The 22,958-nt window shown below is 52.3% G+C and carries 22 protein-coding genes; 20 read left to right on the top strand and 2 right to left on the bottom strand.

Annotation, left to right across the window (positions count from 1 at the left end):
* Positions 1–11: 11 nt before the first annotated feature.
* On the top strand, positions 12–2,660 hold the full coding sequence (locus RJP21_RS13395; RefSeq protein ID WP_310859693.1) for an FtsK/SpoIIIE family DNA translocase: 2,649 nt from the start codon (positions 12–14) through the stop codon (positions 2,658–2,660).
* A 119-nt stretch (positions 2,661–2,779) separates the two neighbouring features.
* Here RJP21_RS13395 and RJP21_RS13400 read toward each other — a convergent pair whose 3' ends face one another.
* On the bottom strand, positions 2,780–3,622 hold the full coding sequence (locus tag RJP21_RS13400; RefSeq protein WP_310859891.1) for an aldo/keto reductase: 843 nt from the start codon (positions 3,620–3,622) through the stop codon (positions 2,780–2,782).
* Entirely contained in the window at positions 3,585–4,850 is a 1,266-nt protein-coding gene (locus tag RJP21_RS13405) for an MFS transporter (protein ID WP_310859694.1), read from the bottom strand. Before RJP21_RS13405 ends, RJP21_RS13400 begins: the two co-directional genes overlap by 38 nt.
* 134 nt (positions 4,851–4,984) lie before the next feature.
* On the opposite strand from RJP21_RS13405, the gene RJP21_RS13410 reads away from it, so the two are divergent.
* The 19 genes from RJP21_RS13410 (at position 4,985) to pduL (ending at position 22,890) form a co-directional block, all read left to right on the top strand.
* Positions 4,985–5,359, top strand: a complete 375-nt coding sequence (locus tag RJP21_RS13410) for a winged helix-turn-helix transcriptional regulator (protein WP_310859695.1) — start codon at positions 4,985–4,987, stop codon at positions 5,357–5,359.
* A gap of 231 nt (positions 5,360–5,590) precedes the next feature.
* Complete coding sequence (gene sleB, locus RJP21_RS13415; RefSeq protein WP_310859696.1) at positions 5,591–6,409, top strand: spore cortex-lytic enzyme; 819 nt, start codon at positions 5,591–5,593, stop codon at positions 6,407–6,409.
* 135 nt (positions 6,410–6,544) lie between these two features.
* Positions 6,545–7,828: an EF-P 5-aminopentanol modification-associated protein YfmF gene (gene yfmF, locus RJP21_RS13420; protein WP_160037436.1), complete on the top strand. Its 1,284-nt coding sequence runs from the start codon at positions 6,545–6,547 to the stop codon at positions 7,826–7,828.
* Between the two features lie 2 nt (positions 7,829–7,830).
* Entirely contained in the window at positions 7,831–9,111 is a 1,281-nt protein-coding gene (yfmH, locus tag RJP21_RS13425) for an EF-P 5-aminopentanol modification-associated protein YfmH (protein WP_310859697.1), read from the top strand.
* Positions 9,111–9,884, top strand: coding sequence for an elongation factor P 5-aminopentanone reductase (gene ymfI / locus RJP21_RS13430; RefSeq protein ID WP_310859698.1), 774 nt, complete (start codon positions 9,111–9,113; stop codon positions 9,882–9,884). Before yfmH ends, ymfI begins: the two co-directional genes overlap by 1 nt.
* A 110-nt stretch (positions 9,885–9,994) precedes the next feature.
* Positions 9,995–10,246 (top strand): DUF3243 domain-containing protein, encoded by a 252-nt coding sequence (locus RJP21_RS13435; RefSeq protein ID WP_310859699.1) that lies wholly within the window; start codon positions 9,995–9,997, stop codon positions 10,244–10,246.
* Positions 10,247–10,476: 230 nt separating this feature from the next.
* Positions 10,477–11,265 carry a DUF3388 domain-containing protein gene (locus RJP21_RS13440; RefSeq protein WP_310859700.1) on the top strand — a complete coding sequence of 263 codons (789 nt, stop codon included), beginning with the start codon at positions 10,477–10,479 and terminating at the stop codon, positions 11,263–11,265.
* Between the two features lie 28 nt (positions 11,266–11,293).
* Positions 11,294–12,394 carry a helix-turn-helix domain-containing protein gene (locus tag RJP21_RS13445; RefSeq protein ID WP_310859701.1) on the top strand — a complete coding sequence of 367 codons (1,101 nt, stop codon included), beginning with the start codon at positions 11,294–11,296 and terminating at the stop codon, positions 12,392–12,394.
* 107 nt (positions 12,395–12,501) lie between these two features.
* On the top strand, positions 12,502–12,669 hold the full coding sequence (locus RJP21_RS13450) for a hypothetical protein (protein ID WP_160037442.1): 168 nt from the start codon (positions 12,502–12,504) through the stop codon (positions 12,667–12,669).
* 182 nt (positions 12,670–12,851) lie between these two features.
* Complete coding sequence (locus tag RJP21_RS13455; protein ID WP_160037443.1) at positions 12,852–13,343, top strand: YajQ family cyclic di-GMP-binding protein; 492 nt, start codon at positions 12,852–12,854, stop codon at positions 13,341–13,343.
* A 194-nt stretch (positions 13,344–13,537) separates the two neighbouring features.
* The gene (pgsA, locus tag RJP21_RS13460; protein WP_160037444.1) at positions 13,538–14,125 is read left to right on the top strand and encodes a CDP-diacylglycerol--glycerol-3-phosphate 3-phosphatidyltransferase; all 588 of its coding nucleotides are present in this window, start codon (positions 13,538–13,540) and stop codon (positions 14,123–14,125) included.
* A gap of 176 nt (positions 14,126–14,301) precedes the next feature.
* The gene (locus RJP21_RS13465) at positions 14,302–15,555 is read left to right on the top strand and encodes a competence/damage-inducible protein A (RefSeq protein WP_310859702.1); all 1,254 of its coding nucleotides are present in this window, start codon (positions 14,302–14,304) and stop codon (positions 15,553–15,555) included.
* A 242-nt stretch (positions 15,556–15,797) separates the two neighbouring features.
* Entirely contained in the window at positions 15,798–16,859 is a 1,062-nt protein-coding gene (gene recA, locus RJP21_RS13470; protein ID WP_310859703.1) for a recombinase RecA, read from the top strand.
* Between the two features lie 104 nt (positions 16,860–16,963).
* Positions 16,964–17,671: a regulatory protein RecX gene (locus RJP21_RS13475; RefSeq protein WP_310859892.1), complete on the top strand. Its 708-nt coding sequence runs from the start codon at positions 16,964–16,966 to the stop codon at positions 17,669–17,671.
* A gap of 277 nt (positions 17,672–17,948) precedes the next feature.
* Positions 17,949–19,493 carry a ribonuclease Y gene (rny, locus tag RJP21_RS13480; protein ID WP_160038431.1) on the top strand — a complete coding sequence of 515 codons (1,545 nt, stop codon included), beginning with the start codon at positions 17,949–17,951 and terminating at the stop codon, positions 19,491–19,493.
* 86 nt (positions 19,494–19,579) lie between these two features.
* Positions 19,580–20,374, top strand: a complete 795-nt coding sequence (locus RJP21_RS13485; RefSeq protein WP_310859893.1) for a TIGR00282 family metallophosphoesterase — start codon at positions 19,580–19,582, stop codon at positions 20,372–20,374.
* Between the two features lie 169 nt (positions 20,375–20,543).
* On the top strand, positions 20,544–20,804 hold the full coding sequence (locus RJP21_RS13490) for a stage V sporulation protein S (RefSeq protein ID WP_006286829.1): 261 nt from the start codon (positions 20,544–20,546) through the stop codon (positions 20,802–20,804).
* Between the two features lie 186 nt (positions 20,805–20,990).
* Entirely contained in the window at positions 20,991–21,986 is a 996-nt protein-coding gene (locus tag RJP21_RS13495) for a dipeptidase (protein ID WP_397386213.1), read from the top strand.
* A gap of 331 nt (positions 21,987–22,317) precedes the next feature.
* Complete coding sequence (pduL, locus tag RJP21_RS13500) at positions 22,318–22,890, top strand: phosphate propanoyltransferase (RefSeq protein WP_160037447.1); 573 nt, start codon at positions 22,318–22,320, stop codon at positions 22,888–22,890.
* Positions 22,891–22,958 lie beyond the last annotated feature (68 nt).

Genomic DNA, 22,958 nt, shown 5'->3' on the forward strand with positions numbered 1-22,958 from the left:
GGTGACATTTCTTGGCTAAACGGAAAAAAAGGAAAAAGGCTTTGCTGACCAATGTTCTGAAATACGAAATATACGGGATCATCCTGATCACCCTGTCCGTCATCGCCCTATCCGGCGAAGCGGCGGTGGGGTGGTCGTTATCTAAAATGTTTGGGCTTGTGCTTGGACGGTTTTATTTTGTCATTCCGTTAATCGGCATTTATTTGGGATTAAGCGTCATGATTCAGCGCAAGTGGCCCAACCGGTGGAGCACCCGCAAAAGCGGGATCGTTTTGCTCGTGCTGGCGCTTACGCTCATGAGCAGCGTCGCATCGCTGGAAAGGAAGCTGTCCCACGTTCCCGGCGTGAGCGCCGGGCATATCATCACCCAAATACATAACGATTTGGAAGGTTCGCTGCTGTCTTCCGCGGCCGCCAAAGACCATTCCATGATGAACAAGGACATTAGCGGCGGATATGCCGGAGCGCTGCAATACGCCGTTTTGTTTTGGCTGTTCGGCAACACGGGAACGAAGCTGATGCTCATCGTCATGTTTATTATCAGCTTTATGCTGATTACGAACCTTTCTTACGTCGATTTGATGCGGATTGTGCGCAAACGGATGGTTCAGGCCGGAACCAATATGCAAAAACGGATCGCGGCCCAAAAACCGCAAACCGTCGCTTCCTCCGCAAAAACGCCGCGCAAGCGGGGGCATGCGCTGCTGCCGGATGAGGATGAGGAGGACGAGCTCGACGACTTTGTGCCGCCGAAGGATAAACGCGCCGCGCCGGTGTTTTTTCAGCTGTTTGGCAACAAGATCGCCAAGCCGGCACCGGATCCGGCCGCGGATGCCGATGACGATCTGGACGGAAGCGACATTTTGGAGCCTGTCGGCAAGCATGCGGATACCGGGTCGAAGCAGGTTTACAGCTACGAACCGCAGCCGGTAGAAACGGCGGATCATGAAAGCCCATGGGATCGCGTGGAGCCGGAACCTTCGTCGCCGATCATTCGCGATTTCTTCGAGCAGGTGAAATCCGAAAACGGCTTGGAGGAAGAGGAGTGGGACGATCAAGAACCCGTCGCGGCAGCGTCTTCTTCGGCTTTGCGTGAAACCGGACAAGAAGGGCACGACCCGCTTCCTATCGAGCAGGAACAGACGGCAAACGGCTTATCCGCGGAGGGAACGGCAGAAGCCGGGGAAGAAGCTGCCGGTGCGCCCGAAACGAAACCTCCCGCTCCGCCTCCCAAACCGTACAAGCTGCCTCCGTTCCGCCTGCTGGCCAAACCGCAAAACGGCGGCAAAGCCGGGGATCAGAACGACTACATGCAAACGGCGCGCAAGCTGGAGGCCACGCTCGAGAGCTTCGGCGTGCGGGCCAAGGTGCTGGAGGTCGTGCGCGGCCCGGCGGTTACGCGTTATGAAATCCAGCCGGATATCGGGGTGAAGGTCAGCCGGATCGTTAGCCTCACCGACGACATCGCGCTGGCCTTGGCTGCAAAAGACATCCGGATGGAAGCGCCGATTCCGGGCAAATCGGCGATCGGCATCGAAGTTCCGAACAACGAGGTGTCGTTGGTTACGATGCGCGAGGTCATGGAAACGCCGGTGTTCCAGGACGCCCAGTCGAAATTGTCCATTGCGTTCGGCAGGGACATTTCGGGCCAAACGATCGTCGGCAACCTGGCAAAAATGCCTCACTTGCTGGTCGCCGGGGCAACCGGTTCGGGGAAATCCGTCTGCATCAACGGCATCATTACGAGCATTTTGTATAAAGCGAAACCGGACGAAGTCAAATTTTTGATGGTCGATCCGAAGATGGTCGAGCTGAACGTATACAACGGCATTCCGCATTTGATGGCTCCGGTGGTAACGGACCCGAAACGGGCGTCGCTTGCCTTGAAGAAAATCGTCGTCGAGATGGAAAAGAGGTACGAGCTGTTTTCCAAGTCGGGCACCCGGAACATCGAGGGCTACAACAACCTGATGAAGGACAATTTGCCGGCCGTGCTGCCTTACATCGTCGTCATCGTCGACGAGCTTGCCGACCTGATGATGGTAGCGGCGCATGACGTCGAGGAAGCCATCACAAGGCTGGCGCAAATGGCGCGTGCCGCCGGCATCCATCTGATCATCGCGACCCAGCGTCCTTCGGTGGACGTCATTACGGGGGTTATCAAGGCCAATATTCCTTCACGGATCGCCTTCGGCGTATCGTCCCAGGTGGATTCGAGGACGATTCTGGACATGGCCGGGGCGGAAAAGCTGCTTGGACGCGGCGACATGCTCTTTATGCCGATGGGCTCTTCGAAGCCGATTCGCGTTCAGGGCGCATTTATGACCGACCAGGAAGTGGAAACGATCGTCAATTACGTGCGTGAACAGGGCGAAGCCCAATATGACGAGTCGATCGTTCCCGAAGTGGATGAAACGCAGCCGGAAGGCGATGAAGAACTGGATGAACTGTACGATCAAGCGGTTCAAATCGTGCTTGAAGCCAAGCAGGCATCCGTATCGCTGCTGCAGCGGAGAATGAGGGTCGGTTATACGCGCGCGGCGCGATTGATCGACTCGATGGAAGCCCGGGGCATCATCGGTCCTTATGAAGGAAGCAAACCCCGCGAGGTTCTGGTATCCCTTGAACAGTATCAGCAGCAGAACCGGATCAGCTCATAATCAAACGGTAAGGAACGACCCGTATAACAAAAAAACGTGCAGCCGCGGTTTGCCAAACCGTGCTGCACGTTTTTTGCTTTTTGAAAATTGTTTACCTATTTACTCTCTCGCCGCTCCGTTTAGAAATCGAAGTTGTCGGGATCCGGACCGACGCGGCGGTCTTGGTTCAGCGCATCGATGCGCTCCATATCCTCGCGTGAAAGCTCGAAGTCGAAAATCGACGCGTTTTCGATGATGCGATGCTCCTTGATCGATTTTGGAATGGTGACGACTCCCTTTTGAAGGTCCCATCTCAAAATCACTTGGGCCACCGATTTGCCGTGGTTCGCGGCGATTTCCTGAAGCACCGGCTGATTCAACAGCTCGCCCTGCATTAATGGGGACCAGGCTTCAAGCTGAATGCCATGCTCTTTCGTAAAAGCAAGAAGATCGTTTTGGGCAAGGTAGGGGTGGAACTCCACCTGATCTACCATCGGCTTGATTTCAGCCGTTGCCAGCATATCCTGCAAGTGGTGAACATGGAAGTTGCTGACGCCGATCGCCCGTACGCGCCCGTCCTTATACAGCTTTTCCAGGGCTCTCCACGTGTCTTTATATTTGCCTGCAACCGGCCAGTGAATAAGATACAGGTCAAGTACGTCCAGACCGAGTTTGGACAAGCTTGTGTCAAAGGCTGCCAACGTTTCCTCGTATCCTTGGTCCTCGTTCCATACCTTGGAGGTTACGAACAGTTCTTCTCTGGCAAGGCCGTTTTCTTCCAGCGCTTCGTGGATGGCTTGACCCACGCCGCTTTCGTTTCCATAAATCGCCGCCGTATCGATGCTGCGGTATCCGTGCTTGATGGCAGCTTTTATAGCCGCGGAAAGATCCTCGCCTTCCTCTACCTTGAATACGCCCAGTCCGAACCAAGGCATTTCTACTCCGTTAGCAAGCTTTGTTGTGCTTTGCAGATGCAATTTCATCATGTGTTCCTCCTCGAGTTAATCCTTCTCTATTTTGTGTTGAAACGTTTGTTTCTTTTCTTTGCAAAATATAACTCCATCCGGTAAGAATAACGGCAGCCGCAACCATCACGGCACCGACCCACCCCGTATGAACAAGACCGAGCGAATCCGTCACCCGTCCGCCCAAATAAGCGCCAAGGGCGATTCCGGCGTTAAACGCGGCGATGTTGATCGCCGAGGCGACATCCACCGCTTTCGGCACATACCGTTCGGCAAGCGTCAAAACATACGACTGCAAGCCGGGTACGTTCATGAATGCAAGCAAACCCATCAGGAAGACGGTGATCAAAGCCGCGATTTTGAACGGCGCCGTAAACGTAAGCAGCAGCAGAACCGCCGCCTGCAGGATAAACATGACGAGCAGCGCCGATAACGGCTTGCGGTTGGCCGCTTTGCCGCCGATCATGTTGCCGATGGCGATGGCGATCCCGTATAGAAGCAGAATAAGCGCCGTCGTGGATTCGGCGAACCCTGTTATTTGGTGAAGCAATGGGGATAAATAAGTGAAGACCGCAAAAGTCCCCCCGTATCCCAGGGCCGTAATCAGAAAAGCAAGCAGCAATCTTCCGTTGGCAAAAAGCTTAAGCTGCTCGCGAACCGGCGTTTTGGCGCCCTTACGAAGATGGGAAGGGACCAGCGCAAGGTTAGCGAACAAAGCGACCAAGCCGACTGCGGCGATGGAGATGAACGCGGCCCGCCATCCCAGCTGCTGTCCGAGAAACGTTCCGATCGGCACGCCGGTGACGGTGGCGATGGTCAAGCCCGAAAAAAGGATGGCAATCGCGCTGGCGCGGCGATTTTCCGGAACGATGTCGGCGGCGATCGTCGTACCGATGGACATGAACACGCCATGGGCAAGCGCGGAGATGATCCGTCCCACCAGCAGCATGACGATTCCGTTTGCCAATGCGGCCGTGCTGTTGCCCGCGATAAACACGAGCATGATTCCTATCAGAAGCTTTTTACGCGACATCTTTATCGTCATCGAAGTCAGCACCGGCGCGCCGAAGGTGACTCCGAGGGCATACAAAGTTACGGTCAAACCAGCCAGCGTAAGCGAAATATGCAGATCCTCCGCAATCAGGGGCAGCAAGCCAACGCTGATAAATTCGGTCGTTCCGATGGCAAATGCGCTGATGGCTAAAGCCAGAAGCGCAAATCTGCTTTTTTTGTTATCTTGAGGCATTCTTTTCACTCCTGTTCTAGTCATCCCGGCCGGTATGTGCTATTATGAATCCAAAGAAACAATTTGAATAGTACGTACTTTAAGGTGCTATAGGCACTAAAAAGTTCCTTAGACGAAATGGAGGGGGAAACCTCATGAAAAAATACAATATATCCGTTGAAGCAACGCTTGAAGTGATCGGGGGGAAATGGAAATGCGTCATTTTGTGCCATTTGACCCAAGGCAAAAAACGAACGAGCGATTTGCGCCGGCTGATGCCCGGCATAACCCAGAAAATGCTGACGCAGCAGCTCAGGGAGCTGGAGGAAGACGGGATCGTGAACCGCATCGTTTATAACCAAGTTCCGCCGAAAGTCGAATATGAGCTGACGGAATACGGATGGAGCCTTCAATCGATATTGGACGCTTTATGCAACTGGGGAGAGCAGCATATTATCCGCGAATACGGCGATAAATTTTTGGTGCTTGAGGACAATGTGTTGAACCGGCCGGGGGAGCCCGTCACGTAACAAGCGGTTTATATCATTAAGAACATACAAAAAACGGAAGAAAAAACCAACATCGGCCTGCCGTACAAGCGATTGTACCGCTGGCCGTTATTTTTAGGCGCGGATGTCTTTTCCATGTTTCCTTTCCGGGTTTCGACCTTTCTTTTGCGATGTGCATAGTTCATGGTGGGTCTTGTCATAATAACCGTAGCCATCCTAGTCAAACTCACAAGAGAAAGGTAGAGCTGTCAAATGAGAAAAAAGAAATTGTGGATCATGTCAGGACTCCTGGTCCTTTTGTCAGCGGCGGTCATAGCAGGGGTGCAGCCCCTGATTCAGGATCGGGCCGCGTCCGATCAACAGAGCCCGGTTTCCAAAGAAGCGGTTCCGACGTTCGGAACGACCGTGCTGAAATACGGTTCCTCCGGTCAGGACATCTATGAGCTGCAGGGACGCTTGAAATTTCTCGGTTTCTATAACGGCAACATCGACGGCCAATTCGGCTGGGCGACGTTAAAATCCGTCAAATGGTTCCAGTCCGAATTCGGGATGAAGGTCGACGGCACGGTCGGCGCAAAAACGAAGCTGAAGCTGTACAACGCGACGAAAAACTGGCAGCCGTCCGGAACGGCTGCGGGCAACCAGCAGGCACCGGCCAACACCAACACCGACGGCAACAAAAGCGAACCTCTCGCTTCCGCCAACACGATGGGCTTGTCCGAAAACGACCTGAAGATTATGGCCAATGCCGTGTACGGGGAATCCCGCGGCGAACCGTTCGAAGGACAAGTAGCCGTCGCGGCGGTCATTTTGAACCGGGTCAAATCCCCAAGCTTCCCGAATACAGTACATGGCGTCATCTTCCAACCGGGCGCGTTCACGGCGGTGGCCGACGGCCAAATTTGGCTTACGCCGAACGAAGTGGCGCGCAAAGCCGTCCAGCAGGCGTTAAACGGATGGGATCCTACCGGAGGATGCCTGTATTATTTCAACCCGAAGACAGCGACCTCGAAGTGGATCTGGTCCCGTCCGCAGGTAAAAACCATCGGACAGCATATCTTCTGCATGTAGGCCGTTCTGCCGCCACAGAAAACAGCAACCGGAGGGTTTGTCTTCGGTTGCTTCTTCACTTTGGAATGGTATAGAATGGAACATATTCATCTTCGCAACGTCAGACAAATTCAATGGCTAAAGGAGTTTTGGACCTTGAATAAAACAGCATTTCAACATGGAAACGCAAGAAAAATGCGGATTCACGTTTTGCCATCGAAACGCTTTAAAACGTTCGCCATATCGCTTTATGCGGGCATCCCGCTTGCGGAGGATACGGTAACGGGTACGGCCTTGACTCCGTTTGTCTTAAGACGCGGAACCGCTTCTTACCCGGAAACGAGACAATTTCGCGAAGCGCTCGAGCAGATGTACGGGGCGGGTTTCGGTTTTGACGTATATAAAAGAGGGAATTACCAGATCGTTCAGTTCCGCATGGACACGATCAACGATTCGTTTGTGAAAAGCAAGGAGAGCCTGTTGGAATCGTCTTTCGCTTTTCTCGGCGAAGTGGTGACGCGACCCGCGCTGGAGGGGGGGCATTTCCGAAGCAGCTACGTGCAGGCGGAAAAAGAAAACGTCCGCAAAAAAATGGAAGCCATCGTCAACGATAAAATCCGGTATGCGTCGGAACGTTGCATCGAGGAAATGTGCCGAAACGAGCCGTACCGCCTTCATCCGCTCGGACAACGCAAAGATTTGGAGGGCATTACCCCGCAAAGCCTTTACGAAGCGTACCGCCATTGGCTGGATCATGCGAGCCTCGATCTGTACGTGGTAGGAGACACGTCGCTTGAAGAAGTCGAAAAGCTGGTCGGCAAACATTTTGATTTGAGCGATCATGCGGCGGAAGCGGCTTATAGGCATGAATCCGACATCCGCAAGCCCGACGAGGTCCGCACGGTCGTCGAAAAAATGAACGTAAGCCAAGGCAAGCTCAACATGGGGCTTCGCACTTCCATTACATACGCCGACGAGCGATATGCCGCTGCGCTTATGTACAACGGGATTTTGGGCGGATACCCGCATTCCAAGCTGTTTATGAACGTCCGTGAAAAAGCGAGCCTCGCCTATTACGCGTCTTCGCGCTACGACGGGCATAAAGGAATCGGCACCATCCAATCCGGCATCGAAATCCAAAACTACGAAAAGGCGCTGGAAATCATAAAAAAACAGCTGGAAGAGATGCGCGCAGGCAACATCACCGATTTGGAAATGTCCCAAACCAAGGCGATGATCCGCAATCTTCTGCTGGAAATCGACGATTCCGCCTTCGAAATGATCGCCTACGATTTCAACCGCCAGTTTTCCGGCAAAGACCGGCAGCGCGCCGAACTGCTGCAGCAGGTGGAAGCGATCCGGATCGAGGACGTAAAAGCGGCTGCAGACACCTTTGAGCTGGATACGATCTATTTCCTGAAGGGCCAGAAGGAGGAATAACGGTGGAAAAACTTCAGTTCGACAACTTGCAGGAGACGCTGTACAAGGAAGTGATGGACAACGGGCTGCATGTATACGTTTTGCCTAAGCCGGGCTTCCAAAAGACATATGCCACGTTCGCGACCAAATACGGATCCGTCGATAACCATTTTCGCGTCGAAGGGCAGGAAGAGGTTTCCGTGCCTGACGGCATCGCCCATTTCCTGGAGCATAAAATGTTCGAGGAGCCGGAAGGGGACATTTTCGCCACGTTCGCTTCGAACGGAGCCTCCGCCAACGCGTTTACGAGCTTCGACCAAACCGTATACCTGTTTTCGGCAACGGAGAACATCAAGAAAAACCTCGAGACGCTGATCAATTTCGTTCAGCATCCTTATTTTACGGACCAAAACGTCGAGAAGGAAAAAGGAATCATCGGGCAAGAAATCAACATGTACCTCGATAATGCCGATTGGCGTGTCTACTTCGGCCTCATCGAAGCCATGTACAAAATCCATCCGGTCCATATCGACATCGCCGGCACGGTGGAGTCGATCGGCACGATTACAAAGGAGACGCTGTATACGTGCTATAACGCTTTTTACCATCCGAGCAACATGCTGCTGTTTGTAGTGGGCGGGGTCGATCCGGAGGAAGTGTTCGAGCTGGTCCGCGCCAACCAGGCGGCGAAAGATTACAAGCCGCAAGGTGCGATCGAACGCCTATTCGAGCCGGAAACGGTGGAAGTGGCCGAGAAACGCCGCGTAGCCAAATTGGCCGTTTCGATGCCGAAATGCCTGTTCGGCTTTAAGGAAAAGAAAGTCGGATATACCGGCAGCGAATTGCTCCGCCGCGACTTGACGACGAAGCTGATGCTCGATTTGCTGTTTGGTTCAAGCACCGAGCTTTATCAGAAGCTGTATGACGAAGAGCTTATTTCGGACAGCTTTTCCCATGAATACAGCAGTTCGCCGCAGTATGCCTTTTCGGCAATCGGCGGCGACACGCCGGATCCGGACAAATTGCTTGCAAGAGTCCGCGAGGAAGTCGACCGCGTTTTGAAAAACGGCTTCAAAGAATCCGATTTCGAGCGGGCGCGCAAAAAGAAAATCGGCGGGTACCTCCGCATGCTCAATTCACCGGAAAATATCGCCCACGAATTTACCCGTTACCAGTTCCGCGGCAGCGATTTCTTCTCCGTCGTTCAGGTATATGAATCCATTACGCTGCAGGAAGTCAACGACCGCCTGAAGGAACATGTGGATTGGAATCAGATGGCGGTATCGATCGTGGTGAATCCATAATGGCGTTTACGGGAGAGGAGAACCTGGCGAAAGCGATCGGCGATACCACCGTGCTCGTGACGGGGGCCAGCAGAGGGATAGGCGCTGCCATTGCTGAACGTTTCGCGCAGGTCGGGATGAACGTCGTCATCCATTACGGCGTTTCACACGAAGCGGCCAACGACGTGGCCCGCCGCTGCATGCAGCACGGGGCCAAGGTATTGACGGTTTCCGCGGATCTGAGGGATAAGCAGCAGATTTCCCGCATGAAGGATAAGCTTGAAAGCCATGGGCTGATGCCGGACATTTTAATTAACAACGCCGGCATTTCGCATTACGGCATGCTGGCGGACGTGACGGAAGATCAGTGGGACGAGGTCATGTCCGTCAACTTGAAAGGATTGTTTTTGTGCACGCAGGCTTTTATGCCGCATATGGTCACGCAGCGATACGGCCGCATCATCAACATGTCTTCGGTGTGGGGAATGTCCGGCGCCTCCTGCGAAGTGCTGTATTCCACGACCAAAGGGGGCATCAACGCTTTTACCAAAGCGCTTGCGAAAGAGCTTGCGCCGTCGGGAGTAACGGTCAATGCCGTCGCTCCGGGCGCGGTGGATACGGAGATGCTCGGGCATTTGGATGCGGAGGAAAAACGGATGCTGGAGGATGAAATTCCGGCGGGCAGGCTGGCTACCCCGGACGAGATTTCTTCGCTGGTCTATTTTCTGGCGCTGCCGGAATCCGGCTATATCAACGGCCAGGTGATCAGTCCCAACGGAGGCTGGATTACCTGAAGCTGCTAACGGTCATGCGACTGTCTGTCTGCATAGGCGAGCGTTGTTGAGGTTATATTACAATTGTTGATTTTAAATCTCATGCGCTACAGCCAAGGGAGGACTTATCAATGACCGTAATCAAAAATTTTGATACCTGGAAAAAATTTCTGGGAGAGCGCGTCGTCCAAGCCGAAAAGATGGGAATGAGCGAAGAAACGATCGCCAATCTCGCGTATGAAATCGGCGATTTCCTGGATGCGAAGGTCGATCCCCAAAACTCCTCGAACCGCGCTTTGAAAGAGTTATGGGAAGTCGGCAACAAAGAGGAGCGCCGCACGATCGCGCGCTTAATGGTTAAACTGGCGAAGAAAAACATTTGATTTGTTTGGGGCGCTTCACGACAAACCATCGCTTATCCGATTCCATACCATTAGAGAAAAGCCCCCGTCAGGGGGCTTTTCTCTAATGGTTACAGTATTGAACTTGTTTTTCACTAGCATTTTATATATCATTAACGTGACCCGACATTACGGCGTTTCTATGGAGTTTCTTCCGAACAGCCTTGGGCTGAATTTGTCGAAATGTGCGGGAAAAGCTCAGATGGGGTGTCATGGTGGAAGCAAATCAAACGAAACAACCGAAACAGTGGTATATGGAGTATCGTATACATAAAAACCGTCCGGGCCTGCTCGGGGATATCGCGTCCCTGCTGGGCATGCTGGAGGTTAACATATTAACGATCAACGGGGTGGAAGGCAAAACGCGCGGCATGCTGCTTGAAACCGACGATGACGAAAAGATCCGCCTAATGGGCGCGATGCTGAAAAAAGTGGACAATATTACGGTTTGCGCCCTGCGCGAACCGAAACTCGTGGATATTTTGGCCGTTCGGCACGGACGGTACATCGACCGGGACTCGGACGACCGGAAAACGTTCCGGTTTACCCGGGACGAGCTCGGATTACTCGTCGATTTTTTGGGTGAATTATTTAAAAGAAGCGGCAACCAAGTTATCGGGCTTCGCGGGATGCCGCGGGTAGGCAAAACCGAATCGATCATCGCGGGAAGCGTATGCGCCATGAAACGCTGGACCTTCGTGTCTTCCACGCTCCTTCGCCAGACGGTCAGAAGCCAGCTTTCCGAAGACGAGATGAATCCGGCCAACGTGTTTATCATCGACGGCATCGTCAGCACGATCCGTTCGAACGAGCGCCACTACAATCTGCTGCAAAACATTATGCGGATGCCGAGCACCAAAGTGATCGAGCATCCGGACGTATTTGTCCAGGAATCCGAATATACGTACGACGATTTCGACATCATCGTCGAACTGCGCAACAATCCGAACGAAGAAATCATATATGATACTTTTACCAGTTCCTATAATGACGACATATAAACATAATTATGGATGAGGAGGTGATGGCATGTCCGAACTGGGACAGCAATTGAGAGAGGCCAGACTGCAGAAAGGCATGAGTCTGGACGACGTGCAGGAAATGACGAAAATTAGAAAAAGATATCTGGAAGCCATCGAAGCAGGGGATTATAAGGTATTGCCCGGGAGCTTTTACGTGAGGGCTTTCATTAAAACATATGCTGAAACGGTGGGCCTCGACCCGGATCTTCTGCTTGAAGGACATAAGCAGGAGGCACCGGCCGATCCCGAACCGGTTATGGAGCCGGTCATTCAGAAACGAAGCAGCACCCGTTCTTCGGAGCGCAACGTCAAATGGCTTTCCACGACACTGATGTGGATTTTCCCGATTCTGATCATCGTCGTGATTTGGTGGTATGCCAGCAGCGTGTCGCATCCGAAGTCCAACAGCGTCGACCCGTCGAAGGTAACCCAAAATCAGCAGGATCCTTCGCAAAACGAAGCCAATACGACGACGACGCCTCCGGCCGACCAAGGCAAAGCAGCCGACAACAAGGACAACACGGCGCAGGGGCAAACCGACAATGGCGGAGGAACGGCAGGCGGCAACCAAACCGCAACGCCACCGGATAACGCTACAAACACGACGACCGATAATGGCAACACGACAACCGATAACGGCAATGCCGCTACGGATAACGGGACAACCACGCCTTCGGGAGATCAGTCGTCGGTTACCGTACAAAAAGACCGGAAAAAAGGCAAGGACACCATTTTCAAAGTCGCCGCTCCTGCAGGAACGCCGGTGACCGTTGAAATCAAAGCGACGGGGGAAAGCTGGCTGGAGGTTTACAAAGGCCAAAATATCCATGGCGAGAAGCTGGCTTTCGGCAAAACCCAAAGCGGCGATACCAAAACGTTTACCCTGGATTCCGCAGGCTTGTACATCAAATCCGGTTACTCGCCGGCAACGACGATCACGGTGGGCGGCCAGACGGTCACCGATGGCAAATCGGTATCCCGCATATTGCTGAACCTGGTAGATGCCGGCAGTTTGAACGCGAACGGCGACCAGTCTTCCAACAGCAATGCCGGAGACGGCAATTCGACGGACGGCAGCGATTCTAATTCCACGACCGGCAACGATTGATCGGTGGGCTTTATGAACGAATAATCGCGCGCTTGCAGGGGGAGAATAGGACTAGACTCAAATTTTCCATCCGGTTCTTATCTCTCACAGTGAAGCGAGGTGTATGGATGATGGCAATCAGCTGGATCGTAACCGGCATCGGCGTTATTGTCAGCCTCCTGGGGTACTACTTGACACCCAATGCTTGGGGGTACGGCATATTAGGCTTCGGGCTCGCGTGGATCGTGCTTGGGATTCTTAACATGTTCAGACAACCGGTCCCGGACCGTCGCTAAAAAAGTCAAGCCAAGCTTAAAAGAGACATTCCATTCGGGGGATATTCCCCTTAGGAATGTCTCTTTGGCGTTTGTTGGCGCGGGGTTAGACGCCGCGAGGCAATATTTCAATAAATAAATTAGACTTGTACGCAACATTTTCATATAATATGTCATGAAGTTTTATGAAAGGACGTGTGGCAATGGCTTCTGAAAATTCATTCGATATCGTTTCCAAGCTGGACATGCAGGAAATGAACAACGCCATCAACCAAGCGGAACGGGAAATCGAAACCCGCTTTGACTTTAAGGGCAGCAAAAGCAGCCTGAAACTGGAAAAAGACGCGCTGATCATCGTTTCGGACGATGAATACAAGCTGAAGTCGGTCATCGACATTTTGCAGTCTAAAATGATCAAGCGGGGGCTTTCCCTGAAAAACGTCGATTACGGAAAAATTGAGCCGGCTTCGATGGGAACCGTGCGCCAGCGTATCGGCTTGAAGCAGGGAATCGACCAGGAAAACGCCAAAAAAATCAACGTGCTCATCCGCGATTCCAAGCTGAAGGTTAAAAGCCAAATCCAGGGCGACCAAATCCGCGTAACCGGCAAAAGCAAGGATGACCTGCAGGCCGTCATGCAGCTTTTGCGCAAGGCCGACCTTCCGCTCGATCTGCAGTTCACGAACCTCAAGTAACCCGCAAAGCAGGCAAGTTCCGGGGAGTCGGCCCCCAGAAACCGCGTTCTGATGGTTTTTGACAGGGAATAAAACGTTATATTATACTTGTGGAGAAGTGAATGTGGATGTTTTTACATAGGTATTTCCGGCCGACGGGTACCGATCATTTAAATTTTTAACTTCAAGTTTGCTTGATCCGGGGAGGGTGCACATTGAATTTGCCCAACCGTATTACCATTGCAAGAATTTGCTTGATTCCGATCATGATGGTTTTCCTTTTGGTGGACTTCAGCTTCTATCCGGAACCCTTGGTCTGGAATTCTTACGAGCTGCCTTTGAATCAGCTGATTGCGGCATTGATTTTTGTATTGGCAGCCAGCACAGACGGTATAGACGGTTATTTGGCGCGCAAGAACAACATGGTTACAAATCTGGGTAAGCTGCTTGACCCTTTGGCGGATAAACTTCTGGTGGCGGCGGTGCTGATCTCCCTCGTCGAAATGGGAAAATGCGATTCATGGATCGCCGTCGTTATTATCAGCCGCGAGTTTGCCGTGACGGGACTGCGCCAGATCGCCCTTTTGGACGGGTCGGTCGTGGCCGCAAGCAAGTGGGGAAAAGCGAAAACGGTTGTTCAAATCGTTGCCATCATCCTGATGCTCATCAACAACTTCCCATTTGAGTTGATCGGTATTCCGCTCGATACGATCGCAACATGGGCGGCTGCATTGATCACGATTTATTCAGGAATCGATTATTTCATCAAAAACAAACATCTGCTTCGGCTAACCAATGCGTAAACAGGCAATAGGTCCATTCCTATTGCTTTTTCTTTCCGTCCTTGAAAAGAATGTCGCGGTTTCAAGATGTTATAGGGATGTTTATTTTTATTGGGGGCGCAAGGGGCTGATCCCGCCGGCTTGTTCTAAACCGGACGGGAGCTTAAGAAAAGCGCCGTTTTAGGAGGAGTGACAGCATGAAAGCGGAAATTATCGCGGTTGGAACCGAATTGCTGCTTGGACAAATTTTGAATACGAACGCGCAGTATTTATCCCGTGAGCTTGCGTCCATGGGCATCGACGTCTATTTTCAAACGGTTGTCGGCGACAACATGGGCCGGCTTCGGCATGCGATCGAGCTTGCGGCGGAACGGGCGGATATATTGCTTCTGACGGGCGGGATCGGGCCTACCCAGGATGACCTTACCAAAGATGCGCTTGCGGCCGCATTGGGCTGTTCGCTGCATATCGATCCGCCGGCGATGGAGCAGGTGGAGCGCTTTTTTACCAGCCGCGGCAGGGAAATGACGGAAAACAACCGCCGCCAAGCGCTGGTCATCGACGGCAGCACCCCGCTTCCGAATGAAACGGGGTTGGCGGTCGGGGTCGCCATCGAACAGAACGGCAAATTTTATATCGTTCTTCCGGGGCCGCCGAAGGAAATGAAGCCGATGTTCGACAATCAGGCGAAACCTTGGCTCCGTCAGCATGCTTTGACGAACGAAATGCCGATTTATTCCACCATGCTGAAGTTTGCGGGTATAGGCGAATCGCTGCTTGAGGATAAGCTGCTCGACCTGATCCAGGCTCAAAGCGATCCGACCATTGCCCCTTATGCCAAGGAAGGCGAGGTTTCGGTGCGGATCTCGACGAAAGCCTCCACCGAGGCGGAGGCGCTGAAGAAGCTGGAGGCGATGGAAGCCAAAATCCGGGAACGTCTTCCGGAGCATTTGTATGCCAACACGGACGTGCCGATCGAGCAGACGATCGTGGAGCTGATGACCGAGCGCGGACTGACGCTGAGCGCGGCCGAAAGCTGCACGGGCGGACTGCTGATGGAGAGCATTACGGCGATTCCCGGCAGCTCGGCGATGTTTCTCGGCGGGATCGTATGTTATTCCAACCAAATGAAGGAAAAGCTTCTTCATGTGCCCCATTCGCTGCTCGAGGGCGACGGGGCCCCGGGGGCGGTCAGCCCCGAGGTGGCGGAGGTGCTTGCCGAGCAGGTTAGAGCCGTTACGGACAGCGATTTCGGGCTCTCGGTAACGGGCGTCGCCGGTCCTGGCGATTCCGAAGGCAAGCCGGCCGGCCTGGTTTATGTCGGGCTCGCGGAGCGGGGACGGAAGACCGAGGTGTTCGAGCTGCGGTTCAGCGGCAACCGGGAATCGGTCCGGCTCCGTTCGGTCAAAGCGCTGCTTTACCAACTGTGGCTGAAATTAATTTCCAAATAGAACGGCTTTCGGCTTGATGGGAAGTTGTGTTCGAACCTGGTAAAGAGGTATAATAGTGGTATGCGGAAGAACCGTGCAAATATTGAATTTGCTGCGGTTCTTTTCGTTTCCGGACCGCAAGCTCCCTTACTGAAAGGAGAATGCACCGGAATAAAAAAACGAATGTATGTTCGAAAAAATGCTTGGCAAACGTTCCAAAACAAGGTATGATATCAATATAAACGGTGAAGGATGTGAGTTTATTGTCAGATCGTCGTGCTGCGCTTGAAGTCGCGCTTCGTCAGATAGAGAAACAATTCGGTAAAGGTTCTATTATGAAGCTGGGTGAATCGACACATATGCAGGTGGAAGTCGTTCCCAGCGGTTCCCTTGCTTTGGATATAGCATTAGGCATCGGCGGCCTGCCTAGAGGCCGTGTCATTGAGATATACGGACCGGAATCCTCCGGTAAAACGACAGTGGCGCTCCATGCCATTGCGGAAGTTCAGAAGGTTGGCGGACAAGCCGCTTTCATCGATGCGGAGCACGCTTTGGATCCGCTTTACGCGAGCAAGCTGGGCGTTAATATTGACGAACTTCTGTTATCCCAGCCGGACACGGGCGAGCAGGCGCTGGAAATCGCGGAAGCGCTCGTTCGCAGCGGAGCGGTCGACATTATTGTCGTCGACTCGGTTGCGGCGCTTGTTCCCAAGGCCGAAATCGAAGGCGAAATGGGCGACTCCCACGTCGGTTTGCAGGCACGCCTCATGTCGCAGGCGCTGCGCAAGCTGTCCGGTGCAATCGCCAAATCGAAGACCATTGCCATCTTTATTAACCAGCTGCGCGAGAAAGTGGGCGTTATGTTCGGCAACCCGGAAACAACCCCGGGCGGCCGCGCTTTGAAATTCTACTCCTCGGTGCGCCTTGATGTGCGCCGCGTCGAGAGCATCAAAATGGGCAATGACGTTGTCGGCAACCGGACCCGGATCAAAGTCGTCAAAAACAAGGTCGCGCCTCCGTTTAAACAGGCGGAGATCGACATTATGTACGGAGAAGGCATTTCCAAGGAAGGCAGCATTATCGATATCGGTACGGAGCTGGATATCGTCAACAAGAGCGGTGCCTGGTATTCCTTTGATGGCGAACGTTTGGGCCAAGGCCGCGAAAATGCGAAACAATTTTTGAAAGAAAATACGCAAATTTGCGATACGATCGAGATGAAAATTCGCGAAGCAAGCAATCTTACGACTGTTGTTCCGTCTCCGACGGCCAGCGAGCTGGAAGCGGAGCAGCTGGAAGAACAGGAATTGCTGGAGCTCGAATAAAAGTTAAGCCTTAATCCAAGGCGCCCTGGCGAACCGTCAGAGCGCCTTTTCTTTCATTTCGGATACGGTGGAGGGATGCGAACGTGCAGGAACAGAAGTTGCGGATGCAGCCGGAAATAACGGATATCAGCCGGTTCCCGGAAGGCGAGGATTTGGTCATCACTGCTGTAGAGCGGCATCCGAAGCAAAGGGGACAATACCAAATCTCTTTCGGTGAATACATGCTGCTTATCCATGAAGATACGATGATCAAATTCCGGATGCTGAAGGGCAGCGTTTTTACAAAGCAGGAGCTTGAAGAGATCGTGCTGGCCAACGAGAAGCAGCGGGCATACGTTCAAGCGCTGAAATTTTTGGAGCGCAAGCAGCGGACGAAAAAGGAATTGGAGGAACGGTTGCGGCAGAAGGAATTCGGGCAAGCTGTTACGGAGCAAGCGCTCGAGAGGCTGGAGCGTGAAGGATTGATCAATGACGAGCTGTACGCGAAGCAGTGGGCCGAGCAGCGGATTTCCAGCCAGCGGAAGGGGAGAGCCTGGGTCAAGCAGGAACTGCGCCAGAAGGGGATCGACAGCCTTCTAATCACCGAAGCGTTGGCGGAAGTGAGCGAAGAGCAGGAATTTGAAAGCTGCTTGGTCATCGGAAGGAAAAAATGGAGACAGACCCGCGGCGACTGCATGGACCGAAAACGGAAAACGGGCGCCTTTTTAATGCGAAGAGGTTATTCCGGGGAGCTGGTTCGAAGAGTGATTAACCGGTTGGTTCGCGAAGACGGCGAAGCCGGGGAGAACGAGGAGCCTTTTGCGTTCGATTAAGGCAAATGTTAACATATTATGAAAGCCTCTCTCTTGACAATATCTTTTCACAAATACTAAAATGAATATGAATCTTGTACCGAAAAGAGCCCTTTTTCCTTCCAAAAAAGGCTCGTTTCTGTAAGATTCAGCAACGCTATTTCATATGGATAATGCCCGTTTTCACGGGAAATTAGAATCGTTGATTTGCGATTAGTGTAATGATGAAACGTGTTGAATGGACAACTGCAGAAAATCCCAAGGAATACCTTGGAGGAACCAACGAGGGGGTGAAATTATGCCTAATCCATTGCTTTGGATCATTCTCGTTGTTGCCGGATTGTTCTTGGGGTTCGTGATTGGATATTTTATTCGCAAATCTCTTGCAGAAGCTAAAATTTCCAGTGCTGAGCATGCTGCATTGCAAATTGTTGATAATGCGAAGAAGGAAGCTGAAGCACTGAAAAAAGAAAAGGTATTGGAGGCCAAGGACGAAGTCCATAAAATCCGTACCGAAGCTGAAAAAGACACTCGTGAGCGTCGAAATGAAATTCAACGGCAAGAAAGACGATTGTTGCAGAAAGAAGAGTCGCTGGATAAAAAGATTGAATCGCTGGAACGCAAAGAAGAACAAGTGGCTAACAAAGAGAAGCGCATCGAAGAAACTCAGCAGCAGATCGATTTGATTTATAAAACCCAGGTCGCTGAGCTCGAGCGGATCTCCAACCTTACGATGGAAGATGCCAGAAGCATCATTCTGAACAATGTGGAACAGGAAGTAAGGCATGAAACCGCACAAATGATCAAAGACATCGAACAGCAGGCGAAGGAAGAAGCGGACAAGAAAGCGCGCGAAATCGTGACTCTTGCCATCCAGCGCTGCGCTGCCGACCATGTCGCCGAAACGACGGTGTCTGTCGTGACATTGCCGAACGAGGAAATGAAAGGTCGGATTATCGGCCGCGAGGGCCGGAATATCCGCGCACTTGAAACCCTTACTGGTATTGATCTCATTATTGATGATACGCCCGAAGCCGTCATTCTTTCCGGATTCGATCCGATCCGCAGGGAAATTGCGCGCACTGCCTTGGAAAAACTCGTGTCGGATGGCCGAATTCATCCGGCTCGGATTGAAGAAATGGTGGAAAAATCACGCAAAGAGGTCGACGAACGGATTCGCGAATACGGCGAACAGGCGACCTTCGAGGTGGGAGTTCACGGATTGCATCCGGACCTGATCAAGATTTTGGGCCGTCTGAAATTCCGTACCAGCTATGGTCAAAATGTGCTGAAGCATTCCATGGAGGTTGCTTATCTCACGGGGCTGATGGCCGGAGAGCTTGGGGAAGACATCGTTCTTGCCAAACGCGCCGGATTGTTGCATGACATCGGAAAAGCGCTGGATCATGAAGTGGAAGGATCACACGTTGAAATCGGCGTGGAGCTGGCGAAGAAGTATAAGGAACATCCGGTGGTTATCAACAGCATCGCCTCCCATCACGGAGATGTGGAAGCGACTTCGGTTATCGCGATGCTGGTCGGAGCGGCGGACGCACTTTCCGCAGCGAGACCTGGAGCGCGTCGCGAAACGCTTGAAACGTATATCAAACGTCTGGAAAAGCTGGAGGAGATCTCCGAATCCTTCGAAGGCGTCGAAAAATCGTTTGCGATTCAAGCCGGACGCGAGGTTCGCGTCATGGTGCAGCCTGAGAAGATCGACGATGCGGAAGCATTCCGTCTGGCACGGGATATCACGAAAACGATCGAAAATGAACTGGACTATCCGGGGCATATTAAAGTTACCGTTATTCGCGAGACCCGGGCGGTTGAATACGCAAAATAATGTTTATGAAAAGTGGCCGCGTCAGGGCCACTTTTTCATCTTTTCAGAAGTATCTTAAAATCGATCCGTTAAAGGAGGAGAACGTTATTAACGTTTTGTTTATTGGAGATATCGTCGGAAGCGTGGGCCGAAAAGCGTTGAAGGATACGCTGCCTTCGCTGAAAGCGAAATATAATCCGCATATCATTATCGTGAATGGGGAAAACGCCGCGTCAGGACGCGGAATTACCGAATCGATCGCCAAGGACTTTTTCGAATGGGGCGTACACGGTATTACGATGGGCAACCACACTTGGGACAACAAAGAAATTTTTGACTTTATCGATGATGAGCCGCGGATGGTCCGTCCCGCGAATTTTCCGCCGGGAACGCCGGGACGCGGGGCTGCGATCATCAAGGCGAACGGGAAAGAGCTGGCGATCGTCAACCTGCAGGGACGAACGTTTTTGCCGGCGATCGATTGCCCGTTCCGCAAAAGCGACGAAATCATCGATCAGCTTCGGAAAAAGCATAAGTGCATCCTGGTTGATTTTCATGCCGAAGCGACCTCGGAAAAAATCGCGATGGGCTGGCATTTGGACGGACGCGCTTCGATTGTCGTCGGCACGCATACGCATGTGCAAAGCAATGACGATACGATTTTGCCCGGAGGAACGGCTTATTTGACCGATGCGGGCATGGTGGGCCCCAAGGATGGAATTCTTGGCATGGAACGGGAAGCCGTGCTGCGCAAGTTCAAGACCCAGCTGCCGGTCCGTTTTCAGGTGGATAAAGGGAAATGGCAGTTCCACGGCTTGTTTGTTCAACTGGACGAGTCGACCGGAAAAGCGAAAAAAATGGAAAAAATCCGACTGCTAGAAGACGATTGGATCATGAGCTAAGATGCAACGACCTTGCAACGACCTCTAGGAAATGAGTTGTGGGAAGCCTAAGACTATCGATGTGATTTTAGCGGTAAAATTGACAAAAAGAAGGAATTATTTTACCACTCCCGAATAACATCTATTATGTGGAAGCTAACCATCAACAATCCCAGGGGAGGTACTTACCATGGAAGTATTAAAAGTTTCAGCAAAGTCCAATCCAAATTCTGTTGCCGGTGCATTAGCTGGCGTGCTTCGTGAACGTGGTGCTGCTGAACTGCAGGCAATCGGAGCGGGGGCGCTAAACCAAGCCATTAAAGCGGTTGCCATCGCCCGGGGATTTGTGGCGCCCAGCGGAGTTGATTTGATCTGCATTCCTGCTTTTACGGATATCGTTATAGATGGGGAAGACCGGACGGCGATTAAGCTGATCGTGGAACCTAGATAAGATGATCGATCGCCAATCCGCAGCTGAAACCTGTTTATTGATATAAGCTGAATCAAGTCGGATATTCGGGACCCGCGTCCTGTGACTCGCATTCAGTTTATATGGGATAGACAGGTTTTTTTGCATCTTGCGCAATCCATATATAAAATGAGCCTCGATGATGACAGAGGAAAGGAGTATATAGACGTGAGTTTTCCTGTGATTGATTTTCATTGCGACGTGCTGAGCAAAATGCGCGAGGATTCGAATATCGCGTTTGAAGACGGAGCCGAGCTTGATGTGACCTATGAACGGATGCGGCAAGGGAACGTGATGCTGCAATGTTTTGCGATGTATTTGCCCGAAAGCTGGGGGATTCCCCGCTATGAATTCATTTTGGACCAGATCGATGCCTTTAGAACGAGAGTCATGCCTGCCGGAGAAGGGATGCGATGGCTGAAATGGAAGGAAGACGCGGAGGAGCTCGAAAAGGCGGCCTTGTCAAAAGCCGAGAACGGCCCGCGCCGCCTTCCGTGGGGGATGTTGTCGGTGGAAGGTGCGGATGGGTTCGAAGGCAACTTATATTACGTGCGGATGTGTTATGAACTGGGGGTCCGCTTTCTTGGCATAACGTGGAATTACGCCAATTGGGCGGCCGACGGGGTGCTTGAGCAAAGAAACGGCGGATTTACCGAAAAAGGCAAAAAGCTGATCGAATTGGCCAACGAAACGGGGCTGCTGCTGGACGTGTCGCATTTGTCCGAAGCCGGGTTTTGGGAGCTGACCGAACGGACCGTGCGTCCGTTTATCGCCTCCCATTCCAATGCCAAAGCCGTCTGCAACCACCCGCGGAATTTGACCGATGACCAGATTCGGGCGATTGTCGCCATGAACGGGCGGATCGGCATGACCTTTGTGCCGTGGTTCGTGCGCGCAAAGGGAGAAGGAGCCGTACCCGTGCGGCCCGAGGAGCTGCTTCCCCACATCGAGCATATTTGCTCGCTTGGAGGCGAAAACAGCCTGATGATCGGATCCGATTTTGACGGCATCGATTCCTGGATCGAAGGTCTCGAACATTCCGGTAAATACCCGGATTTCGCCGAGCTGCTGTGCCGGCATTATCCTGAAGGCACGGTCCGCAAATGGTTTTCGGGCAACGCCCTCTCGTATTTGACGGCATATCTTCCGAAAAAAGCGCTTTAAATGAGGATTTTGCAAAACTCCAAGGAGCGACTTTCGATCAGCAATATATAAAGCGGAACGGATTAATTCGCCTATATATTGTACCCGGGAGCGGCTTGAATCAAATTTTTGCAAAATCCTGTAGATGTATAAACGGTATGCCTCCAATGCTCGCTTTTTCTGCCAAATGTTAGGCGGCAAACGCCCGGCAATATTGACAATCTTGTAGCGAAACGGCAATAAACTGGAATGAAGGCGCCTGCTTAAGCGGCAGCGCCTTTTTATTTTTGGGTAATTGGAGGTATAATGGTTTGGCGTACAGATCATAGAGAAAAAATAAGGAGTGATCCACGTGAGTAAAACTGTACCTGTAGGCGTATCCGCCAGACATATTCACCTGACCCAAGAACACATCGAGGTGTTGTTCGGGGAAGGCTACCAATTGACCGAATTTAAACCGTTGTCCCAACCGGGCCAATTCGCGGCCAATGAAACGGTTGCCGTGATGGGACCGAAGGGCGGCTTCGAGAAAGTGAGAATTTTGGGTCCTGCGCGCAAAGCAAGCCAGCTCGAAATTTCCCGCACCGATTCGTTTGCGATCGGAGTGAAGGCGCCGGTGCGCGAATCCGGCAACATCGAAGGAACGCCCGGAATTAAAGTCAAAGGCCCTAAAGGCGAAATCGAGCTGGATCGGGGCGTCATCGTCGCAGCGCGCCACATCCATTTCCATACATCCGACGCGGAAAAATGGGGAATCGCGGACAAGCAGATGCTGAAAGTTCGTGTCGGCGGCGAACGCGGCCTCGTTTTCGAAAACGTCATTGCCCGCGTATCCGATTCCTTTGCGCTGGACATGCACATCGATACCGATGAAGGAAACGCGGCCGGCGTCAAAACCGGGGATACCGCTGAAATCATTGACTAATTCGGCTTCGGATCGGCAAGATGACATGAAACGGGAGAGAAATCTCCCGTTTTTTATTTTTAACTTTA

Source organism: Paenibacillus sp. VCA1 (assembly GCF_031583795.1).
Lineage (GTDB): Bacteria > Bacillota > Bacilli > Paenibacillales > Paenibacillaceae > Paenibacillus_AQ > Paenibacillus_AQ albilobatus.